Annotated in this window: 20 protein-coding genes; 15 read left to right on the forward strand and 5 right to left on the reverse strand. The window is 59.0% G+C overall.

What is annotated here, in order from left to right; genetic code table 11:
* Positions 1–87: 87 nt before the first annotated feature.
* The 4 genes from ACODTD_RS02945 to ACODTD_RS02960 form a co-directional block, all read right to left on the reverse strand.
* On the reverse strand, positions 88–819 hold the full coding sequence (locus ACODTD_RS02945) for a GntR family transcriptional regulator (RefSeq protein WP_011334211.1): 732 nt from the start codon (positions 817–819) through the stop codon (positions 88–90).
* 198 nt (positions 820–1,017) lie between these two features.
* The gene (locus ACODTD_RS02950) at positions 1,018–2,391 is read right to left on the reverse strand and encodes an LLM class flavin-dependent oxidoreductase (protein WP_285355895.1); all 1,374 of its coding nucleotides are present in this window, start codon (positions 2,389–2,391) and stop codon (positions 1,018–1,020) included.
* A 35-nt stretch (positions 2,392–2,426) separates the two neighbouring features.
* Positions 2,427–3,272, reverse strand: coding sequence for an amino acid ABC transporter permease (locus ACODTD_RS02955; protein ID WP_064381558.1), 846 nt, complete (start codon positions 3,270–3,272; stop codon positions 2,427–2,429).
* Positions 3,269–4,090 carry an ABC transporter substrate-binding protein gene (locus ACODTD_RS02960; protein ID WP_285355898.1) on the reverse strand — a complete coding sequence of 274 codons (822 nt, stop codon included), beginning with the start codon at positions 4,088–4,090 and terminating at the stop codon, positions 3,269–3,271. Before ACODTD_RS02960 ends, ACODTD_RS02955 begins: the two co-directional genes overlap by 4 nt.
* 242 nt (positions 4,091–4,332) lie before the next feature.
* Between ACODTD_RS02960 and ACODTD_RS02965 the strand changes: the two genes are divergently transcribed.
* Positions 4,333–5,451 (forward strand): SMP-30/gluconolactonase/LRE family protein, encoded by a 1,119-nt coding sequence (locus ACODTD_RS02965; protein WP_285355899.1) that lies wholly within the window; start codon positions 4,333–4,335, stop codon positions 5,449–5,451.
* Positions 5,452–5,570: 119 nt separating this feature from the next.
* Here the strand turns inward: ACODTD_RS02965 and ACODTD_RS02970 are convergent, their stop codons facing one another.
* Entirely contained in the window at positions 5,571–6,497 is a 927-nt protein-coding gene (locus ACODTD_RS02970; protein WP_011334216.1) for a LysR family transcriptional regulator, read from the reverse strand.
* Positions 6,498–6,688: 191 nt separating this feature from the next.
* Here ACODTD_RS02970 and ACODTD_RS02975 point away from each other — a divergent pair, with 191 nt between their 5' ends.
* The 14 genes from ACODTD_RS02975 (at position 6,689) to ACODTD_RS03040 (ending at position 23,978) form a co-directional block, all read left to right on the forward strand.
* Positions 6,689–8,125: an NAD-dependent succinate-semialdehyde dehydrogenase gene (locus ACODTD_RS02975; RefSeq protein WP_201818541.1), complete on the forward strand. Its 1,437-nt coding sequence runs from the start codon at positions 6,689–6,691 to the stop codon at positions 8,123–8,125.
* Positions 8,126–8,135: 10 nt separating this feature from the next.
* On the forward strand, positions 8,136–8,474 hold the full coding sequence (locus ACODTD_RS02980) for a carboxymuconolactone decarboxylase family protein (RefSeq protein ID WP_011334218.1): 339 nt from the start codon (positions 8,136–8,138) through the stop codon (positions 8,472–8,474).
* Complete coding sequence (locus ACODTD_RS02985; RefSeq protein WP_201818540.1) at positions 8,471–9,472, forward strand: NAD(P)H-quinone oxidoreductase; 1,002 nt, start codon at positions 8,471–8,473, stop codon at positions 9,470–9,472. Before ACODTD_RS02980 ends, ACODTD_RS02985 begins: the two co-directional genes overlap by 4 nt.
* A gap of 101 nt (positions 9,473–9,573) precedes the next feature.
* The gene (locus ACODTD_RS02990) at positions 9,574–9,735 is read left to right on the forward strand and encodes a hypothetical protein (protein ID WP_165369533.1); all 162 of its coding nucleotides are present in this window, start codon (positions 9,574–9,576) and stop codon (positions 9,733–9,735) included.
* Between the two features lie 376 nt (positions 9,736–10,111).
* Entirely contained in the window at positions 10,112–10,654 is a 543-nt protein-coding gene (locus ACODTD_RS02995) for a DUF3833 domain-containing protein (protein WP_201818539.1), read from the forward strand.
* Positions 10,655–10,679: 25 nt separating this feature from the next.
* Entirely contained in the window at positions 10,680–12,218 is a 1,539-nt protein-coding gene (locus ACODTD_RS03000) for a cryptochrome/photolyase family protein (RefSeq protein WP_489104402.1), read from the forward strand.
* Between the two features lie 162 nt (positions 12,219–12,380).
* Positions 12,381–15,326 carry a PAS domain-containing hybrid sensor histidine kinase/response regulator gene (locus ACODTD_RS03005; RefSeq protein ID WP_489104403.1) on the forward strand — a complete coding sequence of 982 codons (2,946 nt, stop codon included), beginning with the start codon at positions 12,381–12,383 and terminating at the stop codon, positions 15,324–15,326.
* Positions 15,327–15,384: 58 nt separating this feature from the next.
* Positions 15,385–15,840 (forward strand): tryptophan-rich sensory protein TspO, encoded by a 456-nt coding sequence (tspO, locus tag ACODTD_RS03010; RefSeq protein ID WP_041475555.1) that lies wholly within the window; start codon positions 15,385–15,387, stop codon positions 15,838–15,840.
* A 591-nt stretch (positions 15,841–16,431) separates the two neighbouring features.
* Positions 16,432–16,968 (forward strand): transcription/translation regulatory transformer protein RfaH, encoded by a 537-nt coding sequence (rfaH, locus tag ACODTD_RS03015; protein WP_011334224.1) that lies wholly within the window; start codon positions 16,432–16,434, stop codon positions 16,966–16,968.
* Positions 16,969–17,005: 37 nt separating this feature from the next.
* A complete protein-coding gene (locus tag ACODTD_RS03020; protein ID WP_221614631.1) occupies positions 17,006–18,166 on the forward strand; it encodes an outer membrane beta-barrel protein in 1,161 nt (386 codons plus the stop codon).
* Positions 18,167–18,178: 12 nt separating this feature from the next.
* Positions 18,179–18,712, forward strand: a complete 534-nt coding sequence (locus ACODTD_RS03025) for a polysaccharide biosynthesis/export family protein (protein ID WP_011334226.1) — start codon at positions 18,179–18,181, stop codon at positions 18,710–18,712.
* A 2-nt stretch (positions 18,713–18,714) separates the two neighbouring features.
* Complete coding sequence (locus tag ACODTD_RS03030) at positions 18,715–21,027, forward strand: GumC family protein (RefSeq protein ID WP_489104404.1); 2,313 nt, start codon at positions 18,715–18,717, stop codon at positions 21,025–21,027.
* A 148-nt stretch (positions 21,028–21,175) separates the two neighbouring features.
* On the forward strand, positions 21,176–22,567 hold the full coding sequence (locus ACODTD_RS03035) for an undecaprenyl-phosphate glucose phosphotransferase (protein WP_489104405.1): 1,392 nt from the start codon (positions 21,176–21,178) through the stop codon (positions 22,565–22,567).
* Positions 22,568–22,637: 70 nt separating this feature from the next.
* The gene (locus ACODTD_RS03040; protein WP_221614629.1) at positions 22,638–23,978 is read left to right on the forward strand and encodes a UDP-glucose dehydrogenase family protein; all 1,341 of its coding nucleotides are present in this window, start codon (positions 22,638–22,640) and stop codon (positions 23,976–23,978) included.
* Positions 23,979–23,984 lie beyond the last annotated feature (6 nt).

The raw sequence follows: 23,984 nt of genomic DNA on the forward strand, positions 1-23,984 counted from the left end.
CCGCTTCGGGGCCAGTCATCTCAAACAAAACGATCAAACCAGCGGCGACCGACTCGCCGCTGAACGATCCGCTAACCAGGCACGGGGTTAGCGAATATCCACGCTGTAGCGAAAGTGTTCGGCATGCCCTCGGGAGCGGCGCCACTCCAGGGGCGTACCCGCGTAATCGCGCGCCAGACGCTCGATCACCACCACGGGGCTGCTGATCGGTACTTGCAGCAATCGCGCGTGCACCTCATTCACTGATTCAGCGGTGAGTGTTTCTTCGGCATAGGCGACGACCTGACCGCAAACCTCTTCGTAGATCGGATACAGCAGCGGCCCTTGGCGACTCAAGTCAATCTCCAGCAGCGGCTGGAAGCGGCTGCGCGGCAGCCAGATTTCTTCGGCGAGCACCGGCTGAACATCGAGCAGACGTACTCGGACAATGCGAATGACCGGCGCGTCAGGTGGCAGTCCTAGCGCCTGCGCCACCGCCGACGGCGCGATCATCGGTTCGATCGACAGGATGCGACTCTCGGGTACCTGACGTTCACCAGCAGCAGTCTGAAAACGGAAGAAACGGAATAACGAAGATTGAAATTGAGGCCGGCGAACGAAGGTGCCTCGACCTTGCTGACGCTCCAGAATGCCTTCACTGACCAGCGCGTCGACCGCTTTACGCACGGTACCGGTGGACAGCTGGTATTCCGCAGAAAGCGCGGCTTCGGTGGGAATGGCCTCCCCCGGGCGCCAGCGATTATTGGCAATCTGCTCAGCGAGGTGGTCACGCAAACGTTGGTAAAGCGGCAGGCGAACATCGCTGGAAAGAGAATTCATCGACTTTATTTACCTTGTTATCTAGTCATCTATATGAATTTTTGGTGAGTATTTCCTCCGACGACTTGACTGTCAAGAAGATGCACGGCCTCTTGCTGACGAATGGTGATCCATCGCCCGGCAAAGCCTACGTCAAGCAAGCTCTATGAGAGTCACTGCGCCCGCCACGACGCGTGACTCCCCCCTACCCTAAAGCGCCTAGTCGAAGCGGAACGAAGCCCCATAGGCCGACTCAGGCAGGTGACTGGAGCGGTCTTCCCGCAACCGCGAACGGAAAGTGCCACTCTGCGGTTGAGTCCGGTACAGCCCACGCTTTTGCAGTTCGGGAATCACCAGTTCGACAAAGTCCTCAAGGCTGCCTGGGCTGATCAACGGGTTGAGCATGTAGCCGCTGGTGCCGGAAATTCGCGCGTGCTCTTCGATGCGATCGGCGACTTGCTGCGGTGTTCCGACGAGAATCAGGTCGCTGCCACGGGTAACGCTGGCGAAGCGCTTTTTCACATCACCCGCCGTCAGCGGCTTGCCACTGCCATCGGGGCGCATGACGTATGAGGTCAGGCCTTCGGTGTGCGTCGATAGCGCATCGCTGTCGGCGTAGCGGCTGATGTCGATGCCGGTGTCGCCGGCGTAACTGACCAGTTGTGCCTGCAAGTGATAGTTGCTTTGCAGCTCGTCGTATTTGCGCTGGGCTTCGATTTCGGTTTTGGCCGTGACGATGCGCAATACCGTCAGCGATTTAACGTCTTCACGTTGACGCCCACGCGCCTGAGCCTGGGCCCAGATGTCTTCCAGGCCCTGACGGATTTCCTGCGGGTTGGATTTGGCGATGAAGATCAGTTCCGCATGCTTGGCGGCGAACTCTCGACCGCGTCCCGACCAGCCCGCCTGAATCAGCAACGGGGTGCGCTGCGGAGACGGAGCGGTCAGGTGCGGCCCGGCGACGCGATAGTGCGCACCCTCGTGATTGATCGGTCGCACCCGGTCGCCTCTGGCATACAGCTGGCGGGCCTTGTCGGCCACCACGGCGTCGTCGGCCCAACTGCCTTCCCAGAGTTTGTACACCACATCGAGAAACTCCTCGGCACGCTCATAGCGATCGTCATGCTTGATCATTTGCTCCAGCCCGAAATTGCGGGCGGCGCTGGAAAGGTAAGAGGTGACGATATTCCACCCCACTCGCCCATTGGTGAGGTGATCAAGCGTGCTGAAGCGCCGGGCGTGGGTAAACGGGTGCTCATAACTGGTGGTCACCGTGACACCAAACGCCAGGTTTTCCGTCACGGCCGCCAACGCCGGAATGATCATCAACGGATCGTTGGCCGGTGCCTCCACCGCCCATTTCACTGCCGCATCGGCGTTGCCACCCAGCACATCGTAGAAGCCCAGCACATCACCAAAGAACAACATATCGAGGTGCGCCTGATCGGCAATCCGCGCCAGGTTTGACCAGTAGCCCAGCGAATTGATCGCCAGGCGTTCGTCAGCCGGGTGCGTCCACAGACTCGGCGCACCGCCGCACCCGACGCTGGCTTGTTCATAAAGTGCAAACAGCAGAGGTTTAGGATCGGACATCTGGGTTCCTGCAAGAGATCATTTAACGGAATGGCTCAGCGCTGATGCTTGAAGCCTCTGCCGTAATGGCGTTCGAGGCGATGCTGGATCAGTTCGAGACCGATGGATAACAGCCAATAGATGGCGGCTGCGGTGGTCAGCATTTCAATGTAACGGTAGGACGAACGCCCGTACGACTGCGCCAGAAACATCACTTCCCAGACCCCCATGACCGAAATCAGGGAAGAATCCTTGAGCATCGAGATGAACTGGCTGGTGGTCGGCGGAATGATCGTGCGCATGGCTTGCGGCAGGATGATATGGATGAACGTCGCGGCCGGTCTCAGGCCCAGTGCGGCTGCTGCTTCGCGCTGACCAGGGGCAACCGCGAGAATGCCGGCACGAAAAATCTCACTCAGATAAGCCCCGTAGTTGAGCGACAGCGCGATGATCCCGGCGCTGATTGCACCCGGCACCACGCCCAACTGCGGCAGCCCCAGATAGATCAACAGGATCTGGATCAACAGCGGCGTGCCGCGAAAGAACGAGGCGTAGAAGCTGGCGATACCAAACGCCACGGCACTGCTCGACAGCCTGGCCAGCGCGGTGACAAAGCCCAGCAATAACGAAAACCAGATCGAGCAGAAACACAGGAATATCGTCAGCGCAGCGCCCTGCAAGAACCCGTTCGGGCCCAGATGCAGGCCGACCAGGTTGGGCAACTTCTCCAGAATGATCGAAAACTTCAGATCGAAGCGCATGAAAAACCACACGCCCAGACCCGACAGCGCCGCCCACGTCAGGTACAGGCGCGTGCGAAAGCCGAATAGCTGACGTGTCAGTGGCGGCTGCTTTTGCGAGCTGACAGCCGCTTTGGCCGGATGCGGATTGATGGCTGTCATTGGCTGATATCAGAACCGATCCACTTGCGGGATATTTTGCTCAGCGTGCCGTCAGTCTTGAGTTGTGCGATGACTTCGGTGACTTTCGCATTCCATTGCGGATCGCCTTTTTCGACCGCCACGACGTTCGGTTCGGCATACAGTGGATCTCCGGCAATCTTGAAGCGCGGATCCTGAGTGATGCGTTCACGCGCGGTGATCAGGTTGGTGACCATGGCATCCAGGCGCACGCCGGTACCCAGTGCGAGATCCTGGAAGGCAACGGTTTCGTTGTCGTAAGGGGCGATCTGGACATTGTCGAACGGATAGCTCAACGGTTTGTCCTCGGCCCCTTCAATGACCAGATCCTTGTTCAGATAGGCCTCATAAGTCGACGCACTGATCACACCGACTTTTTTGCCGGACAAGTCCTTGCCAGTGGCAATCTCCTTGTCCTTTGCATTGACCACGATCACCGCCGGCGACTGGTAATACTCCACGGGGAAGTCGAACACTTCGGCCCGCGCCTTGCTCGGTGTCATCGAGCACACGCAGATGTCATATCGACCGTTCCAGTGCCCCGCGGCAATCACGTCCCAGGAAGGCGTTTCAAGTTTCAGCTTGACCCCAAGGCGCTCGGCCACTGCTTTAGCGACATCCACATCAAAGCCGTCGAGCTGGTTCTGGTCATTGAGAAAAGAGAACGGCGGGTAACTCTCCATCAGGACACCGGTGAGTTCACCTTTTTGCGTCACGCGATCAAGGGTGGGCCCCGCGAATGCTGCAGAGCAACTGACGGCGAGCGCCAGGCCAAGTGTCAAATGTGTCGGGATCTTCAAGTGCGAATGCTCCAATCAGGAAAAACCTGATTAGATTAAAACGCACTATAAAATTAATATGAACTTCGTTTTGGGAATAAAAAGCTGCGCTTGGGCTATATGGAATCCTGGCCCTCAGCCTTAACCGACGCGCCTCCAACGCCAAGTCCTGTCGGGGTTGGAAAATGATTAACTTGTACGATGTCCTATCACAGGATATTACTAAGTCTCCTCAAAAAAAATAAAACCACGGAGATCGCTACATGGACTCATCCCTGGCCGCCAAGCCTGAAAGCCTCGAACAGGTAAAGGGCAATACCCGCCGCAGCTTCCTGAAAAAATCCCTCGCTGTTTCTGCCACTCTCGCCACCGGCAGCACCTTGCTGCCCAGTCTCGCTGAAGCCGCCGAACCGTTGAGTCAACGCTACCCGGATCCCCTGATTCACATCCTCGACGACAGCTTCCTCGACTTGCGTATTTTCAACGCCAGTGTGGAAAAACTTGCCACCGGCATGCGCTGGGCCGAAGGACCGGTCTGGATCGGCGATGGCCGCTATCTGCTGGTCAGCGACATCCCCAATAATCGCATCATGCGCTGGGATGAAATCACCGAGACCTTCACCGTCTACCGTGAGCACTCGAACTTCTCCAACGGGATGTGCCGGGATCGCCAAGGGCGGCTTATCGTCTGCGAAGGCTCTACCACCACCAGCGAAGGCCGCCGCATCACGCGCACCGAATACAACGGCACGACCACCGTGCTGGCCGACAGCTTCGAGGGCAAGCCCTTCAACTCGCCCAACGACATCGTCTGCAAAAGTGACGGATCGATCTGGTTTACCGATCCGCCATTCCAGACCGGCAACAACTACGAAGGCCACAAAATCACCCCGAGCCAACCCCACGCCGTTTACCGCATCGACGGTGAGAGCAGAAAGGTCACTCGGGTCATCGACGACCTGAACGGCCCCAATGGTCTGTGCTTTTCTCCCGACGAGAAGACCCTGTATGTCGTCGAAGGCCGCGCCAAACCCAATCGCTTGATCTGGGCAATTGCCGTGAAGGACGACGGCACACTGGGCGAGCGCCGCAAGCACATCGAGGGGCTGGACTATGCGGCAATCGACGGTATCAAGTGCGACGAAACGGGCAACCTGTGGTGCGGCTGGGGCGGCAATGGAGATCCCAGGGCCGACCTGGAAAAACTCGACGGCGTGCGGGTTTTCAATCCACAGGGCAAGGCCATCGGCCATATTTCGCTGCCAGAGCGCTGCCCGAACCTGTGCTTCGGGGGGCGCGAAGGGAACAGGCTGTTCATGGCAAGCAGTCACTCGATCTACTCGCTTTTTGTGAATACTCGCGGGACTACGTTTGCATTGTGAGCACGCCGTTGTGCTCTTGATCGCTTGCTGAGTCTCGAAACACTATCTTGCCGCGCAACCGGGGATGCGCGGCATTCAATCCTTGCAGTCCCCTGCCTCACCGATGCGGCCTGGGGCTTTCAATCGATAAGTGCCTGAGCCGTTGCTGCCAGCTGACTCCCCACACGGTCCTTCAAACTGTCGATAAAGCGTGTGATCTTGGCATCGACGAACTGTCGAGACGTGTAGACCGCATACACGTTTCGCTCATACGTATGGTAGTCAGGCAGAACCCGAACCAGTTGGCCAGAGCGAAAATCATCGATAGCGGTAAATCCAGCCAGCAAGCCGATACCGGCCCCTTGCCGAATGGCGACCGCCATCGCGTCCATGTCATTCACGCTGAAGCTCGGTCCGGTGGGAACGAAGGTCGCGTCACCTGCTTTGCTCTTGAGCTGCCACTCATCCCGCACATAGTCCACCGTTCCGAGCAGCAAGCATTGATGAGCGCTGAGTTCGTCAGGCGTGGTCGGGGTTCCGTGTCGTTCCAGATAGTCGGGCGACGCGGCCAGAACGCAATGACTGACGCCGATCTTCTGACTGACATACGCTGAATCCGGCAGCGTACGGGCAATCAGGATCGAGACATCCAACTGGTCCTCGAGCAGGTTGGGCATGCGTTGCGAGAGCATCAGATCCACGGTGACGTCCGGAAATTCATTGCGGTACGCCAGCACTGCGCCGGTCACCAGGTGCCGAGCAAGTCCAGGTACGCAGTGCACGCGCAAGGTTCCCCTGGGCTTCAAGGCTGCATTGCTCGCTTCTGCTTCTGCACTTTCCAGGTCAGCCAGGATCTTGATGCATCGCTCGTAGAACCGACGACCCGCGTCGGTCACCGAAAGACGTCGGGTAGATCGTTGCAACAGACGCGCATCGAGCACATTTTCAAGTGCCGAGACGGCGCGCGAGACATTGCCGACAGTGGAGTCCAGATGGTTCGCAACGGCCGTGAAACTGCCCATCTCGACCACTTTTACGTACACCGACATATTTGAAAGTTTATCCATCCTGATCGTCCTTCAGACCTGCAATCCGCTTGAGACAAGTGCGGATGCTACACCCTCCCCCGGCCCCCCGATATTACCTCTGGGGACAACAATGATTCCCTCGTGGCCAGCTAAATCAAGCGACTTACCTTCCATAGACTTGGCTTCACGGAGCGCTTGCCCGTCCCTGACAACCAACCAAAGGCCACACCATGAACAACTCCTACGATCAGCTTTATCTTTTCATCGGTGGTGAATGGATCGATGCGCAAGGTCGCTCTACGGCAGCCGTCGTCAACCCTGCGACCGGGCGTGAAATCGGACGTGTTCCCCTCGCCACTGCCGGCGACCTTGACCGCGCCCTGGAAGTGTCCCGAGTGGGCTTCGAACAATGGCGGCAAACGGTGCCGGACCAGCGCGCGAAAATCCTCAAACGCGCCGCCGATCTGATCCTGGAACGAGCCCCGCACATTGCAGCGCAGATGACCCTGGAAGAAGGCAAGCCACTGAGCGAAAGCATGGATGAAGTGGTGCGAGCCGCAGAGTATTTCGAATGGTTCGCCGAAAGCGCTCGGCGCATCGACGGCCGTGTTGTACCTGCCAACCGCCCCGGTGTACTGCAACTGGTCAAACGCCAGGCCATTGGCCCGGTCGCAGCTTTCACGCCGTGGAATTTTCCGGCTATCACGCCTGCACGCAAACTGTCGGCGGCCCTGGCGGCGGGTTGCAGCGTGATTCTCAAACCCGGAGAAGAAAGTCCCTCCACCGCGCTGGCCCTGGCACGGGCGCTGGACGACGCAGGCCTGCCCAAAGGCGTGCTGCAGGTGGTCTTCGGCGTACCGGATCAGGTGTCCAGCCAGCTCATTGCGTCTGCGATCATCCGCAAGGTGACGTTCACCGGCTCGGTGCCCATTGGACGGCTATTGTCGGCCCGCGCCGCCGAGGGCGTGAAACCCATCACCCTGGAACTGGGAGGCCACGGCCCGGTGTTGGTATTCGCCGACGCTGATGTTGAGAAAGCCGCAGTAGAGGGGGTCGCAAACCGCTTTCGCGGTACCGGCCAGGTGTGCATCTCGTCGACCCGGTTCATCGTTCAGCGTGGCGCCTATCAAGCGTTTGTCGATCACTTTGTCGCGGCCACCAAAGCCCTGAAAATCGGCGACGGCTTCGATCCACAGACTCAGGTCGGACCGCTCGCCAACCCAAGGCAGTTGGTCAAGATGGAGCAATTGATAGCCGATGCCGTCGAGAAAGGCGCACGGGTCTTGGTCGGTGGCGAGGCGCTTCCCGGAGACGGCTTTTTCTTCCAGCCCACCGTTTTGGCAGACGTGCCCATGAACGCCCGCATCATGCACGAAGAACCTTTCGGCCCCATCGCCGTGTTGATGCCTTTCGACGAGCTGGCCGACGGCCTGCAAGAAGCGAATCGATTGCCGTATGGCCTTTCGGCCTACGCGTTCACTTCCAATGCACGAACAGCCATCGACGTGGCCGACGGACTGGAAGCCGGAATGATCGGGATAAACCAGTACCGCATCGTCGCCACCGAGCTTCCGTTCGGCGGCATGAAAGAAAGTGGTCACGGCTCCGAAGGCGGCGTTGAAGGCATCGAGCACTACCTCACCCACAAATTCATCAGCCAGGTTTAAGGGAGCTCCCATGTCCACGATCAATTTCAGCAGTCCTCGCGAAGCGGCCCGGGCGTTCACACCCAAGCTGTCGGATTTCGTCGACGCAACGCTTTATCCGCAAATCTGGGCCGATCCTGGATTGTCACTTCGCGACCGCAGCCTGATTACCGTCGCTGCATTGATTGCCGGGGGGCACTCAGAAGAATTGCCCGCTCACTTGCGCCGGGCAATCACCAACGGCGTCAGCCTGGACGAAATTGCCGCAGCGATTACCCACCTGGCGTTTTATGTGGGCTTTCCCGGCGCCATCACTGCATCGGCCATCGCCAATGCCACGTTTTCCGACTCGGAGAAGAACCCGCAATGAAAGCGATCAACATCAGAGAATTCGGCGCCGCAGATGTCCTGGAGCTCGTCGATGCGCCCGACCCCGAAGTCCGCCCCACCGACCTTCTGGTGCGGGTTTACGCCGCTGGCGTGAACCGTGCCGACCTGACCCATCGCACCGGTGGTTATGGGCATCCGAATTTCGGTGACTCGCTGATCATCGGACTGGAGATCGCTGGCGAGGTGATCGAGACAGGCAGCGAAGTGACCGGCTACGCCGCAGGAGACCGAGTGATGGGCGTCGTTGGTGGTGGCGCCTATGCCGAACTGGCGCGCATCGACTACCGCATGGCCATGCCGATCCCCGCGCAGCTGGATTATGTACACGCAGCGGCTATCCCGGAGGTGTTCGTCACCGCCCATGAAGCGATGATGCACCTGGCTCGCCTCAAGTCCGGCGACTCGGTGTTGATTCATGCGGCGGCCGGCGGTGTCGGCTCCGCCGCCGTGCAACTGGCCTACGCCACCGGCGCCACCGTGTATGCCACCACAGAGGGCAGCAAGTTATCGCGTGTCGAACATCTGGGGGCTGACGTCGCGATTGACTACAAGACCCAGGACTTCGCCCAAGTCATTGCCGACAAGACCGAGGGTCGAGGGGTCGATGTGGTCATCGACTTCATCGGCCAACCCTACTTCGCACGCAACATTGCCTCGCTTGCTCACGGTGGCCGACTGGTGCAGGTCGGGATTCTGGGCGGTGGCGGCCAGGTAAGCGTGGAGCTCGAACACATCCTCTATCGGCATCTGCAAATCATCGGCACGGTAATGAAATCCCGCACCCAACCGGAAAAGCACGCCATGATCCAGCGCTTCCGTGAGCATTGGCTCGATCGCTTCGACGGCGCAGGGAGCCTGGAACCGGTGGTGGACAGCACATTTGCGCTCGCGCGGGCTGCCGATGCTCACCGGCGAATGGAGTCGTCAGGGAATGTCGGAAAAATCATCCTGACCATGCGTCCGGAGGATTCGCCGTAACACACCCGAAGCGTTCAAGGATGAACATTCATTCATCGAAAACAGGGTTCGATGCGTCTAGTCTGCGGGTTACGACATAGTGACTACAGGAGTAACCCACCATGTTCTCGCACGAAAGCATCCCGCTGATCATCCTTTTCACCATCCTGCTGCTCGGCGTACTCACCGCCGTCCTTCATCCCGTGCATGCGTTCTACAGTTGGCTCCAGAGGCGCAGGGAAAGATCCGCTGCCGAGGCTGCGAGCGAGGCGGATTCGCACTGATGTGCATGACTGGCCCGGAGTAATCCGGGCCTTTTTCCGCCTGCTGGCGACAGCACCGCAAACCACAGTGAACACTATTCGCGCCCTCTCCCCGCTACCCAGGCAAGCCTTCAGCTTGTGATGTCGGTTCTGCGCATTTGCGCGAAAAAATTGCCGCTTGATTGTCAGGTGGCTTTTTTCCGCCTATCTTGAACAAAACCTATACATAATTACCATCTTCGTACAATTATTTTGGGTACTGATCCGCCATGCCGCGCAAACCTAGCGCGGAAAAACGAAATTAGACGGCCGCAACCCTGTACGCGCGCTTCATGGCGTACAAGAAAGCATTTCCAGCGCGGTCCCTCGACCCCCTCTGCCATCAGGGAGTAAAGCAATGACTCGATTAGTGCTGTTACTGACACTGATACTCAGCATCGCAAGCTGCACCAGCGTGGATGTCACTCGCTATGCCGATCAACAACCGGCGCTCGATCTGCAGCGTTTTTTCAGCCAGCCCGTCAAAGCCTGGGGGATGTTTCAGAAGCGCGGCGGCGAAGTGACCAAGCGTTTCGAAGTCAACATTGTCAGCCGCCGCGAAGGCAACAACCTGATTCTCGACGAGCGCTTCCTGTACAGCGATGGCACCCGCCAACACCGTGTATGGACATTGACGCCCGAGGGCCAGGGACGCTGGAGCGGCCGCGCCGGTGATGTCGTAGGGGTTGCCCAAGGCCAGGTGGCGGGCAACACACTTCACTGGCGTTATCGGCTGAACGTACCGGTCGACGACTCGACCTATGAAATGAGCATGGACGACTGGATGTACTTGATGGACGAGGACACGTTGATCAACCGCACCAGCATGTCCAAGTTCGGGGTCGAAGTCGGTCAGGTGACTTTGTTCTTCCGTCGCCAGGGCGCCGAATCAAGCCAATGAACCGTAAAACGCAGAGCTCCATTGAATGAACGTTACCCGCCGCTTGTGTCTGGTACTGGGCGACCAGTTGTCCTTCGACCTGGCTTCCTTACAGGCACTCGATGCCGAGCGCGACACGGTGTTGCTGGTTGAAGTCATGGAAGAAGCCAGCCATGTGCCCCACCATCCACAAAAGATTGCCCTGATCTTCAGCGCCATGCGCCATTTCGCCCAGGCGTTGCGGGATCAGGGTACGCGGGTTGAATACGTGACCCTGGATGATCCCGATAACAGCGGTTCGGTGCCCGGTGAGCTGAAACGCTGGCAAGCGTTGTTACAGGCCGAGCAAGTGCACATCACCGAGTGTGGCGACTGGCGACTGGAGCACTCGATCAACGAATGCGGTTTGCCCATCCACTGGCACGCCGATACGCGTTTTCTGTGCAGTCGCGAAGAATTTGCCGCATGGGCCGAGGGCAAGAAACAGCTGCGCATGGAGTTTTTCTACCGTGAGATGCGTCGCAAGAGCCGCTTGCTGCTCAATGGTGACGGCTCGCCAGTGGGCGGCGCGTGGAACTTCGATGCCGAGAATCGCAAGGCCCTGCCCAAGGGCGTCAAAGCGCCCTACCCGGCACGCTTCGAAAACGACGCCATCACCCGCGATGTACTGGCACTGGTCAAGGCGCGCTTCAGCCAGCACTACGGCGCGCTCGATGACTTCAACTATCCCGTCACCCATGCCGATGCGCAGGCACTCTGGGCGTATTTTCTTGATTATGGCCTGGCGGGGTTTGGCGATTACCAGGACGCCATGGCCAGTGACGAGCCGTTCCTGTTTCATGCGCGCATCAGTGCAGCGCTCAACATCGGCCTGCTGGATCTGCGTCAGCTGTGCAGCGATGTGGAGTCGGCATACTGGGCCGGCAGCGTTGCGCTCAATGCCGCCGAAGGCTTCATTAGGCAGCTGATTGGCTGGCGTGAATATGTGCGCGGCGTGTACTGGCTGAAGATGCCGGATTACGCGCATGGCAACTCGTTCGGCAACACCCGGGCATTGCCCGAGTTCTACTGGACGGGTGACACCCAGATGAACTGCATGCGCCACGCCATCGGGCAAAGCTTGCAACACGCCTACGCGCATCACATTCAGCGACTGATGGTCACCGGCAACTTCGCCCTGCTCGCCGGTATCGCGCCGAGTCAGATCTGCGAGTGGTATCTGGCGATCTACATGGACGCCTTCGATTGGGTCGAGCTGCCCAACACGCTGGGCATGGTCATGCACGCCGATGGCGGTTATCTCGGTTCCAAACCCTATTGCGCCAGCGGCCAGTACATCAATCGCATGTCCGATTACTGCCGCGGTTGCGCGTACAAGGTCAGCGAAAGCACGGCGGACAATGCCTGCCCGTTCAATGCGCTGTATTGGCATTTCCTGATGCGCCACGGCGAGCTGCTGCGCGGCAATCAGCGCATGAGCATGATGTACAAGAACCTCGACCGCATGCCGCAGGCCAAGCAAGACGCACTGTGGCGACGCGGCCAGGCACTGTTGGCGCGCCTGGATAACGGCGAATCATTTTGAAATCAGTGCTCGCCCGAACGACCTTGCTCCATCAGTGAAACTTAACGACGAAGCAACCTGTCAACGGATCAGCAGCCACAACGCTTCCCGATATTGACGGCACCTGTCGGGCATGCCCGCCCCTCTGAATCGGCCCCTGAAAAATTCAACCAAGAAGGCGAGATGGACACCCTCAAACACCTTAGTCGCGAAGCGCTCGAGTCCGAGGTCAAGCGATTACGCGCCGCCTTGCAGAGCACTGTAGCCGACGATGAGCGCGACATCACGGCGCGACTGCAAGCCAGTCAGGCCGCGCTCGCTCGTAGTGAGGCGCGGCAGCGCGCGGTTTTCGAGAGTGCAGTGGATTTCGCGATGGTCGTCACTGACCTCGGCGGATACATCACGGAATGGAACTGCGGCGCAACCAACGTGCTGGGCTGGTCCGCCGAAGAGGTTCGCGGCCAGAGCGCGGCCTGCTTTTTCACACCTGAGGACCGCGCCGCCGGCCGGGTCGAACAGGAAATGCAGCGCGCCCTTGTCGAAGGCCGTGCCTACGATGAGCGATGGCATTTGCGCAAGGACGGCGAGCGATTCTGGGCCTCTGGCGAGCTGATGCCGCTCTACGATGAAGACCAGACTCATTTGGGCTTCGTGAAAATTCTCCGCGACCGTACTCAGGAGCATCTGTACGGGCGCGCCATAATCGAAACCAAGGAACGCTATCGACTGGCCGTCATGGCCACCAGTGATGCGGTGTGGGACTGGGACCTGCAAACCAACCAGATCATCTGGAACCAGGCGTTGCAACAGGCGTACGGTTTCGCGCTGGAGAACGTTGATCCCAGTGGCGACTGGCGGTTCGCGCGGATCCATCCTCAGGATCAGGCGCGGGTGCAGGCATCGATCCACGCCGCCATCGAGGGCGACGGCACGACATGGAGTGCGGAGTATCGGTTCTGCTGTCAGGACGGTTCCTATGCCGAGGTGCTCGATCGCGGGCACTTGATCCGCAATCAATCCGGCCAGGCCGAACGCATGATCGGCGCGATGCTTGACCTCACGCGCTCGCGCAGTGCCGAAACGGCGTTGCGCCGGAGTGAAGAGCGTTTCAGTACCATTCTGGAAACCATCGAGTCGGCGTTTGCCATCGTCAAAGTCAAATTCGACGCCAACGACGAGCCTGTCGACTACTACTTCGTCGAGGCCAACCCGGCGTTCGAGCGCCAGTGCGGGGTCAACCTGCGCGGTAAATGGGTGACCGAATTCGCGCCCAATCTTGAACGCTTCTGGTTCGAAACCTACGGCCACGTGGCCAAGACCGGGGAGCCGGCGAATTTCGAGAACTACGCCAATACCTTTGAGCGCTGGTTCGATGTGCGCGCGGTGCGGGTCGGTGACCCGGCCGACCGGCAGATCGCGATCCTGTTCAACGACGTCACCGAGCGGCGCGCGGCAGAAGACCGCTTGCGAGCCAGTGAGGCGATCGCCCGTGAAAACGTCGAACGTGTGCAACTGGCCCTTGCCGCCGGCGCCATCATCGGCACCTGGCACTGGGACCTGCTGACCGACCGCTTTGCCATCGACGAAGGCTTCGCCCAGGTGTTCAATCTCGACCCGGCACTGGGGCGCGAAGGCCTCAGCCTCGAACAAGTGATCACCAGCGTGCACCCCGACGACCGCGATAGCCTGACCACGGCAATCGACGAAGCCATTAGTCGTGGAGGCGCTTATTCCCATCAGTACCGTGTACGGCGCGAGGACGGCAGATACCAGTGGATCGAGGCGAACGGGCGTGTTGAATGTGCAGAGGACGCAACGCCGCTGCGCTTTCCCGGCGTGCTGATTGATGTCGAGGAGCGCCGCACCGTCGAGGCGGAGCGCGACCGGGCTATTGCCGCGTTGCGTTCGCTCAACGACACCCTCGAACAACGGGTGTCATCGCGCACCGCCGAGTTGATGCAGGCAGAGGAGAAACTGCGTCAATCGCAGAAGATGGAAGCGGTCGGCCAACTGACGGGAGGCCTCGCTCACGATTTCAACAACTTGCTGGCCGGCATTTCCGGCGCGCTGGAGTTGATGGGCGCACGGATCAATCAGGGCCGCTTGAACGAAGTCGACAAGTACATGGTGACTGCACAAGGCGCGGTCAAGCGTGCCGCCGCCCTCACCCACCGCCTGCTGGCCTTCTCCAGACGCCAGACCCTCGATCCGCGGCCCACCGACGTCAATACGCTGATGACCGGCATGACCGAACTGATCCAGCGCACGGTGGGCCCGAGCATTCTCCTGGAAACCATTGGCTCGTCGGTGCTCTGGCCGACACTGGTCGATGCCAGTCAACTGGAAAACGCCCTGCTCAACCTGTGTATCAACGCCCGCGATGCAATGCCCGACGGCGGACGCATCACCATCGAGACCGCCAATCGCATCATGGACGCCGAGACCGCCGGCGCGCTGGACATGCCCGAAGGCGAGTATGTGTGCCTGTGTGTCACCGATACCGGCACTGGCATGTCGGCCGATGTCATCGCCAAGGCCTTTGACCCGTTCTTCACCACCAAACCGCTAGGCCAGGGCACCGGGCTGGGGTTGTCGATGATCTACGGTTTTGCCAAACAGTCCGGCGGTCAGGTGCGCGTGCACTCGCAGGTCGATCGGGGCACCACGATGTGCATCTACCTGCCTCGTCACCGTGGCGATCCCGTGCAGAGCCACGATGACAAGCACATCGCACCGGCGCTGGTGCCCAAGGCCAGCGAGACCATTCTGGTGGTCGACGATGAACCCACCGTGCGCGCGCTGCTGACCGATGTGCTCGGCGATCTCGGCTACAACCTGCTTGAGGCGGGCGACAGCGTTGCCGGACTGAAGGTGTTGCAATCGAACGTGCGCATCGACCTGCTGATCACCGATGTCGGCCTGCCGGGTGGCATGAACGGCCGGCAGCTGGCGGATGCCGGCCGGGAGATCCGCCCGAACCTGACCACGCTCTTCATTACCGGATATGCGGAGAACGCAGTGATCGGCGCCGGTCAACTTGGCCCTGGCATGCAGGTGCTGACCAAGCCCTTCGCGGTCGACACACTGGTAGCGCGGGTCAGTGAATTGATGTGCTCAAGATCGGAATGAACGACCGCTGCGGCGGAGTAACTGAGGCAGACTGGCTGCGGCCAAGGAGTAAGAAATGGTGACTTTCCTGATTTTCCTGATCGCCTGCGGTGCGGCGGCCACCACCGGCATGGTTTTCCAGCCCGGCCAATGGTACGCGCAGCTCAACAAACCGAAATTCACACCACCGAACTGGGTGTTTCCGGTGGCATGGACGACGATCTATCTGCTGCTCGCCTGGGTTGGCTATCGTTTGACGATGATTCCCGGCAGCGAAATGGTCCTGGCATTGTGGGCAGCGCAAATTGCCCTGAACACGCTGTGGACGCCGGTGTTTTTCGGTGCGCAGCGGATTGTTGCGGCGATGCTCATTCTCGTCCTGCTGTGGCTTGTCGTCGCAGTGATGGTGGTTCTGGCGTTACGCCTGGATGTGATCACCGGGTTGATCCTGTTTCCTTATCTGGCCTGGCTGTGTGTCGCCGTGGCGCTGAATTTCTCGATCATGCGCAATAATCGGGCGGGTTACGGCTCATGATAAGACCCATCTATAACAAAACCGGTCATAACCCCTGTTCCACTCGAGCCGATGGTCGATTAGTTATCGCGCCGGACGACTTATTGAGTACAGGCTTTATAACAGCACCCAATATTGGGGACAGTTTCTGATCTAAATGAAAGCCGCGACCATAGTAGGCAGAAAAAGTTTCTTCCTTTCAGACAAAAGGGAAAACCATTAAAAAACAACGATTTGAATCTTGGCAAAATCATTACTGGATGGATGGCGTGTTTTTTGACTGGTAACGTTTGACAGACCGCAAAGACTGTCCGATAACTACCAAGGTTATTTTTTTACAGGGCGCGAGCAATCACTTACTCGCGCCCTTTCGCTTCAGGGGCAACTACTTAGTTACCTAACTTTAAGGCTGCGACGAACAGACCGTGCGGTAGCTTTGCCTTGTAAAAAGTTAAGCCGACAACACGTACATCAATGAAACACTTTGTGATTCATGATTGAAACACTTCACCCTTCCAATAATAAAAATACACTTTCACTGCCTGCCATTACTTAGCCCTCATTAGAGCTTCTGCCTGCCATAAACTTTCGATCATCAAAGAGTTTACAAGCATGCCAGTCATCAGCTCGGACCAACCTAATTGGTACCTTTTACAATGCAAGCCACGTCAGGATGAGCGTGCCCACCTCAATCTGCTTCAACAGAACTACGTGGTCTTTCACCCTCAACTCGTCAGTGAGCGCGTCATTCGCGGGAAACGACAGCGAGTGCAGGAATCCCTCTTCCCCGGGTACTTGTTCATCCAACTCAGTCGCGACGACAACTGGGCACCCTTGCGCTCCACTCGAGGGGTCAGTCGTTTCGTCGAATTCAACCATGGTCCCGCAACAGTGGCCGAGCACGTCATCGAACACTTGCGTGCACGTTGCCTTGAATCAACGTTATCGGAGCCGGATGAAGCGCTGAAACCCGGAGAGAACCTGCAGATCGTCAGCGGCCCGCTCGCGCCATTGGAGGGCGTATTCCTGGGGTTACACGGAACCGACCGCGTGATGATCCTCCTGCAGTTTCTTAACCGTGAGCAGCCGGTCTGCCTGCCACTCAGCGTGATTGAACGTCAACAACCTGGTTTTCACCCCTACAACTAACGACTTGCCTTATATGCCCTAGCTCAGGAGCTATAACATGGCTTTGAAGTCACGATGCCCTGTCGCACTGATGATGGCCTGTCTTTATCCGGAAATGGCCTGGAGCATCAATCCGCAAGCCATTGATGTTTACGGATTCGACTTCACGCCATCTTTCCTGTTTTCAGAAAGTTATGACGACAACTTTCGCGAGTTGGAAAACAGCAAGCAGTCCTCCATGGTCACCAAGTTGGCACCCTCTTTCGAGCTCAAGGCCGAGGATCGCAACAGCGCCACCCGGCTGATCTGGCAACCCACTCGCTACATTTATCACGACGAGTCGGATGCCTCGAACACGGCCCAACGCGTACGAGCGGACAGCATCATGGAGTTCACCGACCGGCATCGTCTGAAGCTCGACGCCGAATACCGCAAATGGGAGCGCACGGAATCCACGGCGGTCGAAGGCATCAACGACAAACTCAATAACAAACGCGTAGGTGGTATCTACACCTTCGGTGCGAAAAGCGCTGACAATCAGATCGATCTCGGGGCCAGTTACGCAGAACTTCGCTACGACAACGCCGATGGCATCAACGACGACAAGGAACGCAATACCACGGCCCTCACCAGCACCTGGTATCACCGCATCGGCAGTAATACCCGAGGGCTGGTGGAATATAACCACACCGATTTTGATTACCAGCAAGCCAACAGCCCGCGCAGCAGTAAATCCGATGCTGTCATGGCCGGTGCCGTATGGGATTTCACGGCACGCACGACGGGCAAGGTCCGTATCGGTTACGAAAAAAAGAACTTCGACAACAGCGAATCCAAAGACCTCGACAACCCGACCTGGCAAGTGGATTTGCAATGGAAACCGCGAACCTATTCGACGTTCACCTTCGTCGCGCGCCAGGCCCTCGCCGAGGGCGATGACGGCGCTGATGCCGTGAAGTCAACGTTCACCCAGGTGGGATGGCGCCACGGCTGGACCGAACGGATTACGACAGTGGCGCAAGCCGGTTACGGGCGTTATGTCTACGAAGGCCAAAGCCGTACCGACAATCTTCAGGACTACAACCTGGCCGTGGTGTACGCCATGCGCCGTTGGCTGGATATCGAACTGGGTTATCGATATCGCGACAACGATTCCGATGCCGACAATGAAAGCTTCACCCGCAACGTGTTCCAGATCAGCTTCAACGTCAGCCTTTAAGAGGGTCTCGACATGAACGCTCGCACACTTGTCCTTTTGTTCGCGTTGTTTCTCTTGCCTCACGTCCATGCGGCAGATCCTGCCACGCAATACAAACTCGCCGCCGGCGACGTGTTGCGAATCATCGTTTTCGGTGAACCGGAGTTGAGCATCAAAAAGATCCGACTCAGCGATGCAGGCACCTTCTCCTATCCGTTTCTGGGAGAGATTTCCGCGAAAGGACTGACCCCCGGCCAGGTCGAGAAAATCATCGTCGACGGGCTCAAGCAGGGTTATCTGATCGACCCGAAAGTCAGTCTCAGCCAGATCGAATACCGCTCGTTCTACATCAACGGCGAAGTGAAAAAGCCCGGCAGCTACCCGTTCGTGCCCGGACTGACACTGGAAAAAGCCATTGCACTGGGCGGCGGCCTGACCGAGCGCGCCTCGATGAAGCGAGTGACCATCTTGCGCGGTGATGGTGGCGCGACCGTGACCGATAACGTCACGCGCAGCACCACGATTGCCCCCGGCGATACCATTTCCATTGCACAAGGCTTTTTCTGATCATGGACAACAGCCCCAGCAACTACGTCGAACGTCCTCTTCAAGCGCATCTGCATCCGCAGCACGGCGACGACAAGGACACCCTGGATCTGCTCAATCTGTGGAGGATTATCTGGCGCGCCAAGTGGCGCATCGGCTGGCTGGTTCTGCTGAGTTGCGTATTGGCGGCCGTGGTGGTCTCCAATATCACGCCGCAATACATTGGCGGCACCACCCTGCTGTTCAACGACAAAACACCTCCGCTGATGTCGTTCCAGCAAGTCAAGGACTCAGGCGGCAACGCCACAGATTACTTGCAGACTCAGCAGGCGCTCCTGCAATCGCGGGACCTTGCCGAACGCGCGGTGAAAAAACTCGGCCTGACGACCCACCCGGTCACCGATCCACGCCAGCAGCCCCAACCCTGGTTTGCTCCGCGCCAATGGCTGGCCAACCTGGACCTTGATCAATGGATCCCGGGACTCGGTCGATATTTGCCGCAAAAGGAAGAGCAGCTCACGGAAGCGGACGTCTTCAATCAGGTCACGCAGAACCTCATGCTGCACACCAGCGTCAAGTTCGTTGGCAAAAGCCAGTTGCTCGAAATCGAAGTCGAACTGCCAGACCCTGTTCTGGCAGCGGCGGCGGCCAACGCGCTGGCTCAGGGCTTCACCGACAGCCAGCTCGATACCAGCGAGAAATCGTCGCAAACCACCACAGCCTGGATGAACACGCGTCTGATCAAGCTGCGCGACAACCTGCGTGCGGCCGAGAAAAAGCTTCAGGGTTACCGCGAAGAACAAGGTCTGGTGGATGTTGGCGGTGTTGCCACCATCAGCGCCAACGAACTGGAAATGACCGGTAACCGCATGGTCGATGCCCGGCGCAACCGTGCTGAAGCCGAGAGCGAGTACCGCCAGGCCAAGGCCCTGGGCAACGGCGATCTGAGCCGGCTCTCCAGCGTGCCTGCGGTCTTGAGCAATCCCCTGGTGCAGAAATTCCAGGCCGATCGCGCTGTGGCTCAGGCCAAGGTTGATGAACTGGCGGGCCGCTATGGTCCAAAGCACCCCAGCCTGATTTCCGCACAAACCGAGTTGCGCACCGCCACCACCAGCCTGCAATTGCAGGTGCAGCAAGTGGTGGCCGGTATCGAGCGGCAATACCAGCTCGCCACGGCGAGCGAAGCGTCGCTGCGTCAATCCTTCAACAGCAACAAGGCGCAAATCCAGGACATCGCGCGCAAAGAGTTCCAGTTGCGTGAGTTCCAGCGTGAAGTCGACAGCACGCGCGCACTGTATGAAACCTTCGTCACCCGCCTGAAAGAAACCACGGCCACCGCCGACATGGACTCGACGAAAGTGCGCATCGTCGACCCGGCCATTGTGCCTGTCGACGCCAGCAAGCCCCGCAAGACATTGATTGTCGGGATCGTCGGGCTGATCGCTGCGGTCATCGGCGTCGGGCTGGCACTGCTCTTCGAGAGTCTGAGCAATACCTTCAAAACCGATGAGACGGTCGAGAGCGTGTTGAATGTTCCACTGCTCAGCGTCGTGCCGTTGGTGGTGAAAAAAAGTCGCCGGCAACTGGCGCGCCTTTTCGAAGACAACGACAACCCGCGTTTTTCCGAGACCATTCGCAACCTGCGTACCTGGCTGATGCTGCAAAGCAGCGAAAAGCCCTCACAGGTGGTGCTCGTGACCTCCACGGTTGCCGGCGAGGGTAAAAGCACCATCGCCACCAATCTGGCCAGTTCACTGACGCCGCTGGAGCGCGTGCTGCTGATCGATGCCGACATGCGTCAGCCAACCCTGTCGCTGAACTTCGATTTCCCACCGGACAGCCCGGGACTGGCGAATGTCATTGCCGGCACGGCCAGGCTTGAAGACTGCATTGTTTCAGTGGGCAATCTGGACATGCTGCCGGCCGGGAAGGTCTTGCCGCCGTCACTGGATATGTTCGTTGCGCCGCGCCTGCCATCCCCTGGCGACCCGCTCAACCCGGTCCAGCCACCGCCACAGGACTTGCTCAGCTCGCCACGCATGGCGCGCATGCTCGAGGCGCTCAGATCACGCTATCGCCACATCATTATCGACTCTCCCCCTGCGGAGATGATCAGTGACGCGCTGTTGCTGGCCAGACATTCCGATGCGGTGATCTATGTCGTCAAGGCTGACAGCACCTCGATCAGCCAGGTTCAGCGAGGGATTGCCATGTTGCAACAAAGCCATGTGCCGGTCTTTGGCACGGTGCTCAACCAGGTCGACCTGCGCAAGGCGCGCAAGTACGGCTACCACCATTCCCGGGCGTTCTATAACTACGATTTCGCGCCCAGGTAACCATCGGGCGGATACGCCCGCCGCTACGCCCTCTTCTGCCAACGCACCACTCGCTTCACCTCCGCCGAGCTACGGAAAAGCCATCGGGAGGCACGCCGTGCCCGCTCGATTCGCGCTGATGCATGAATGCTGTCTTGAGGTTAAGCCTATGACTTCGCTCTATACCGCTCACATGACACACCGCCGAGGCCTGACGTTCTGGGGCCAGTGGCTGTGCGCGCTGTCGCTGGTCACCGCGCTGTTGATATTGCTCGTGCACTGGCGCGTCGGCAGTCTGACCAGCGAATACCGCATCCTGATCATTCTGACGGTGCTCGGCTCGATACCGATCTACAGCGTGATGCAGGTCTACCACAAACGCCATGGCTTGCTGGTCGGGCTTGGCAGGTTGCTGGCCGGGTGGTTGACCCTGCTGGCCGTACTGGCGGCGATTGCGTTCTTCACCCAGACCAGCGCCATTTATTCACGCCAGGTGATCATGGTCTGGGCGGTGCTGGGTTTCGTGGTGCAGGCCTTGAGCTTTCTGCCCCTGCATTACCTGGCCCGCCTGTACTCGCGCAAGGTCTGCAACGGACGTCGTTCGGTGATCATCGGTACCTGCCCGACGGCCCATGAACTGGCGAAAAAACTGTCCCGACCGAACCGCGCGCTGGTGCTGGGTTTCATTGCCGCCGAGGACAGCTGCGGCCCTGCCCCCAGCATTCTGCCGTTGCTCGGCCACGTTTCCGCTATCCGCGAGATCATCACGGGCCTGGAAGTGCGTCGCGTCTATATCGTGCTGCCGATGGCCCATGCAGCAACCATCGAAGCGCTTTATATCGACCTGCTGGACATGAATGTCGACGTGGTGTGGATCCCGGATTTTGGCAGCATGGTGTTGCTCAACCATTCGATCTCGGAAATCGAGCGAATGCCGGCCATCTACCTCAACGAGAGCCTGATCAGTTCGCACCCCGCCAGCCTGTTTTGCAAGGATCTGTTTGAGCGAAGCCTCGCCGCCCTGGCCATTTTTCTGCTCAGCCCCGTGCTGCTGGTGGTCGCCGTTGCCGTCAAGCTGACCTCTGCAGGGCCAGTGCTGTTCAAGCAGAACCGTCACGGTTGCAACGGCGAAGTGATCAAGGTCTGGAAGTTTCGCTCGATGCACGTCCACGACGACCGCGAGGTACGGCAGGCCACCCGCAACGATGACCGCCTCACGCCGATCGGCGGTTTCCTGCGCCGCAGTTCCATCGACGAATTGCCACAGCTGTTCAATGTCCTGTCCGGCCGGATGGCCCTGGTCGGCCCGCGTCCGCATGCCGTCACCCACAACCTTTATTACACCGGCAAGGTGCGCACCTACATGGCCCGGCATCGCCTCAAGCCGGGTATCACCGGGCTGGCCCAGATCACTGGCCATCGTGGCGAAACCGAGACCGTGGAAAAGATGCAGCTGCGCGTCGCCCAGGACCTCAACTACATCAACCAGTGGTCGCTGTGGCTCGACATCAAAATCCTCATCAAGACGCCCTTCACGCTGTTCTCGAAAAACATCTACTGAGCCCCTTTCCCGCGTCTGCCGCTCTCCTGCCCAACCGTTGATAACCGTCACGACGACCTGAGGTTCGACCATGAATGTGAGCGTATTCGGTATTGGTTACGTAGGCCTTGTCCAGGGTGCTGCATTGGCCGAGGTCGGGCACAACGTGCTCTGCGTCGACGTCGACGCCGGCAGGGTCGAGGCATTGAAAGAGGGCACGCTGCCGCTCTACGAGCCGGGCCTGAAAATCCTGGTGCGCGACAACTACCAAAGCGGCCGACTGCGGTTCGGCACAGACCTGGTGGACGCCGTTCACCATGGCGATGTGCTGTTGATCGCCGTCGGCACACCGCCCGACGAAGACGGTTCGGCGGATCTCCAATACGTGTTGAGCGTGGCGCGGACCATCGCGCTGAACCTGGACCGGCACCAGATCATCGTCGACAAATCCACCGTGCCCGTCGGTACCGGCGATCGGGTGCGAGCCTGTATCGAGCAAGTATTGGCCGACAACGGTCGCGGCGATCTGACGTTCGACGTGGTTTCAAACCCGGAATTTCTCAAGGAAGGCTGCGCGGTCGAGGACTGCATGCGCCCGGACCGGATCATCATCGGCACCGACAGCCCGCGTGCCGAAGAGGTCATGCGCGAACTGTATGAGCCGTTCAATCGCAGCCGCGAAAAAATCATTGTCATGGACGTTCGCAGCGCTGAACTGACCAAGTACGCCGCCAATTGCATGCTGGCAACCAAGATCAGCTTCATGAACGAAATGGCCTGCCTCGCTGAAAAGCTCGGCGCCGACATCGAAAAGGTGCGCCACGGCATCGGTGCCGACCCGCGCATCGGTTACCAGTTTATCTACCCAGGTCTGGGCTACGGCGGCTCGTGTTTTCCCAAGGACGTGAAGGCGCTGATACAGGCGGCCGACGGTGTCGACATCGACGCCCGGGTGCTCAAGGCCGTGGAGGCGCGCAACCAGCAACAGAAAGCCAGCCTCTACCGCAAGGTATTCGATCACTTCGACGGCCACCTTCGCGGCAAGACGTTTGCCCTGTGGGGGCTGAGTTTCAAACCCAATACCGACGACATGCGCGAAGCCCCCAGCCGGGTACTGATGGAGGCTTTGTGGCAAGCCGGCGCCAGCGTGCAGGCGTTTGATCCCAAAGCCATGGAAGAGGCCCAGCGCCTTTACGGCTCGCGCGACGACCTGACGCTGACAGGCACCAAGGAAGCGGCGCTGAAAAATGCCGACGCCCTGATCATCGTCACCGAGTGGCAATCCTTTCGGGCACCGGACTTCGACCAGCTCAGCCGGTTGCTCAAACAGCCGTTGATTTTCGACGGGCGCAATCTGTTCGATCCGCAGCGTTTGAGCAAACGCGGTTTCACCTACGTCTCCGTGGGTCGGCAGACCCCTTCAGTCCTCTGAAAGGAG

This window comes from Pseudomonas sp. FG35, assembly GCF_057809295.1.

Coding starts and splice junctions, on each gene's coding strand:
- ACODTD_RS03000 (WP_489104402.1), top strand. CDS start 10,680: ATGAACGTTACCCGCCGCTTGTGTCTGGTACTGGGCGACCAGTTGTCC.
- ACODTD_RS02985 (WP_201818540.1), top strand. CDS start 8,471: ATGAAAGCGATCAACATCAGAGAATTCGGCGCCGCAGATGTCCTGGAG.
- ACODTD_RS02950 (WP_285355895.1), bottom strand. CDS start 2,391: ATGTCCGATCCTAAACCTCTGCTGTTTGCACTTTATGAACAAGCCAGC.
- ACODTD_RS02955 (WP_064381558.1), bottom strand. CDS start 3,272: ATGACAGCCATCAATCCGCATCCGGCCAAAGCGGCTGTCAGCTCGCAA.
- ACODTD_RS02995 (WP_201818539.1), top strand. CDS start 10,112: ATGACTCGATTAGTGCTGTTACTGACACTGATACTCAGCATCGCAAGC.
- ACODTD_RS02945 (WP_011334211.1), bottom strand. CDS start 819: ATGAATTCTCTTTCCAGCGATGTTCGCCTGCCGCTTTACCAACGTTTG.
- ACODTD_RS03020 (WP_221614631.1), top strand. CDS start 17,006: ATGGCTTTGAAGTCACGATGCCCTGTCGCACTGATGATGGCCTGTCTT.
- ACODTD_RS02990 (WP_165369533.1), top strand. CDS start 9,574: ATGTTCTCGCACGAAAGCATCCCGCTGATCATCCTTTTCACCATCCTG.
- ACODTD_RS03025 (WP_011334226.1), top strand. CDS start 18,179: ATGAACGCTCGCACACTTGTCCTTTTGTTCGCGTTGTTTCTCTTGCCT.
- rfaH (WP_011334224.1), top strand. CDS start 16,432: ATGCCAGTCATCAGCTCGGACCAACCTAATTGGTACCTTTTACAATGC.
- ACODTD_RS03035 (WP_489104405.1), top strand. CDS start 21,176: ATGACTTCGCTCTATACCGCTCACATGACACACCGCCGAGGCCTGACG.
- ACODTD_RS02975 (WP_201818541.1), top strand. CDS start 6,689: ATGAACAACTCCTACGATCAGCTTTATCTTTTCATCGGTGGTGAATGG.
- ACODTD_RS02970 (WP_011334216.1), bottom strand. CDS start 6,497: ATGGATAAACTTTCAAATATGTCGGTGTACGTAAAAGTGGTCGAGATG.
- ACODTD_RS03030 (WP_489104404.1), top strand. CDS start 18,715: ATGGACAACAGCCCCAGCAACTACGTCGAACGTCCTCTTCAAGCGCAT.
- ACODTD_RS02980 (WP_011334218.1), top strand. CDS start 8,136: ATGTCCACGATCAATTTCAGCAGTCCTCGCGAAGCGGCCCGGGCGTTC.
- ACODTD_RS02965 (WP_285355899.1), top strand. CDS start 4,333: ATGGACTCATCCCTGGCCGCCAAGCCTGAAAGCCTCGAACAGGTAAAG.
- ACODTD_RS03005 (WP_489104403.1), top strand. CDS start 12,381: ATGGACACCCTCAAACACCTTAGTCGCGAAGCGCTCGAGTCCGAGGTC.
- ACODTD_RS03040 (WP_221614629.1), top strand. CDS start 22,638: ATGAATGTGAGCGTATTCGGTATTGGTTACGTAGGCCTTGTCCAGGGT.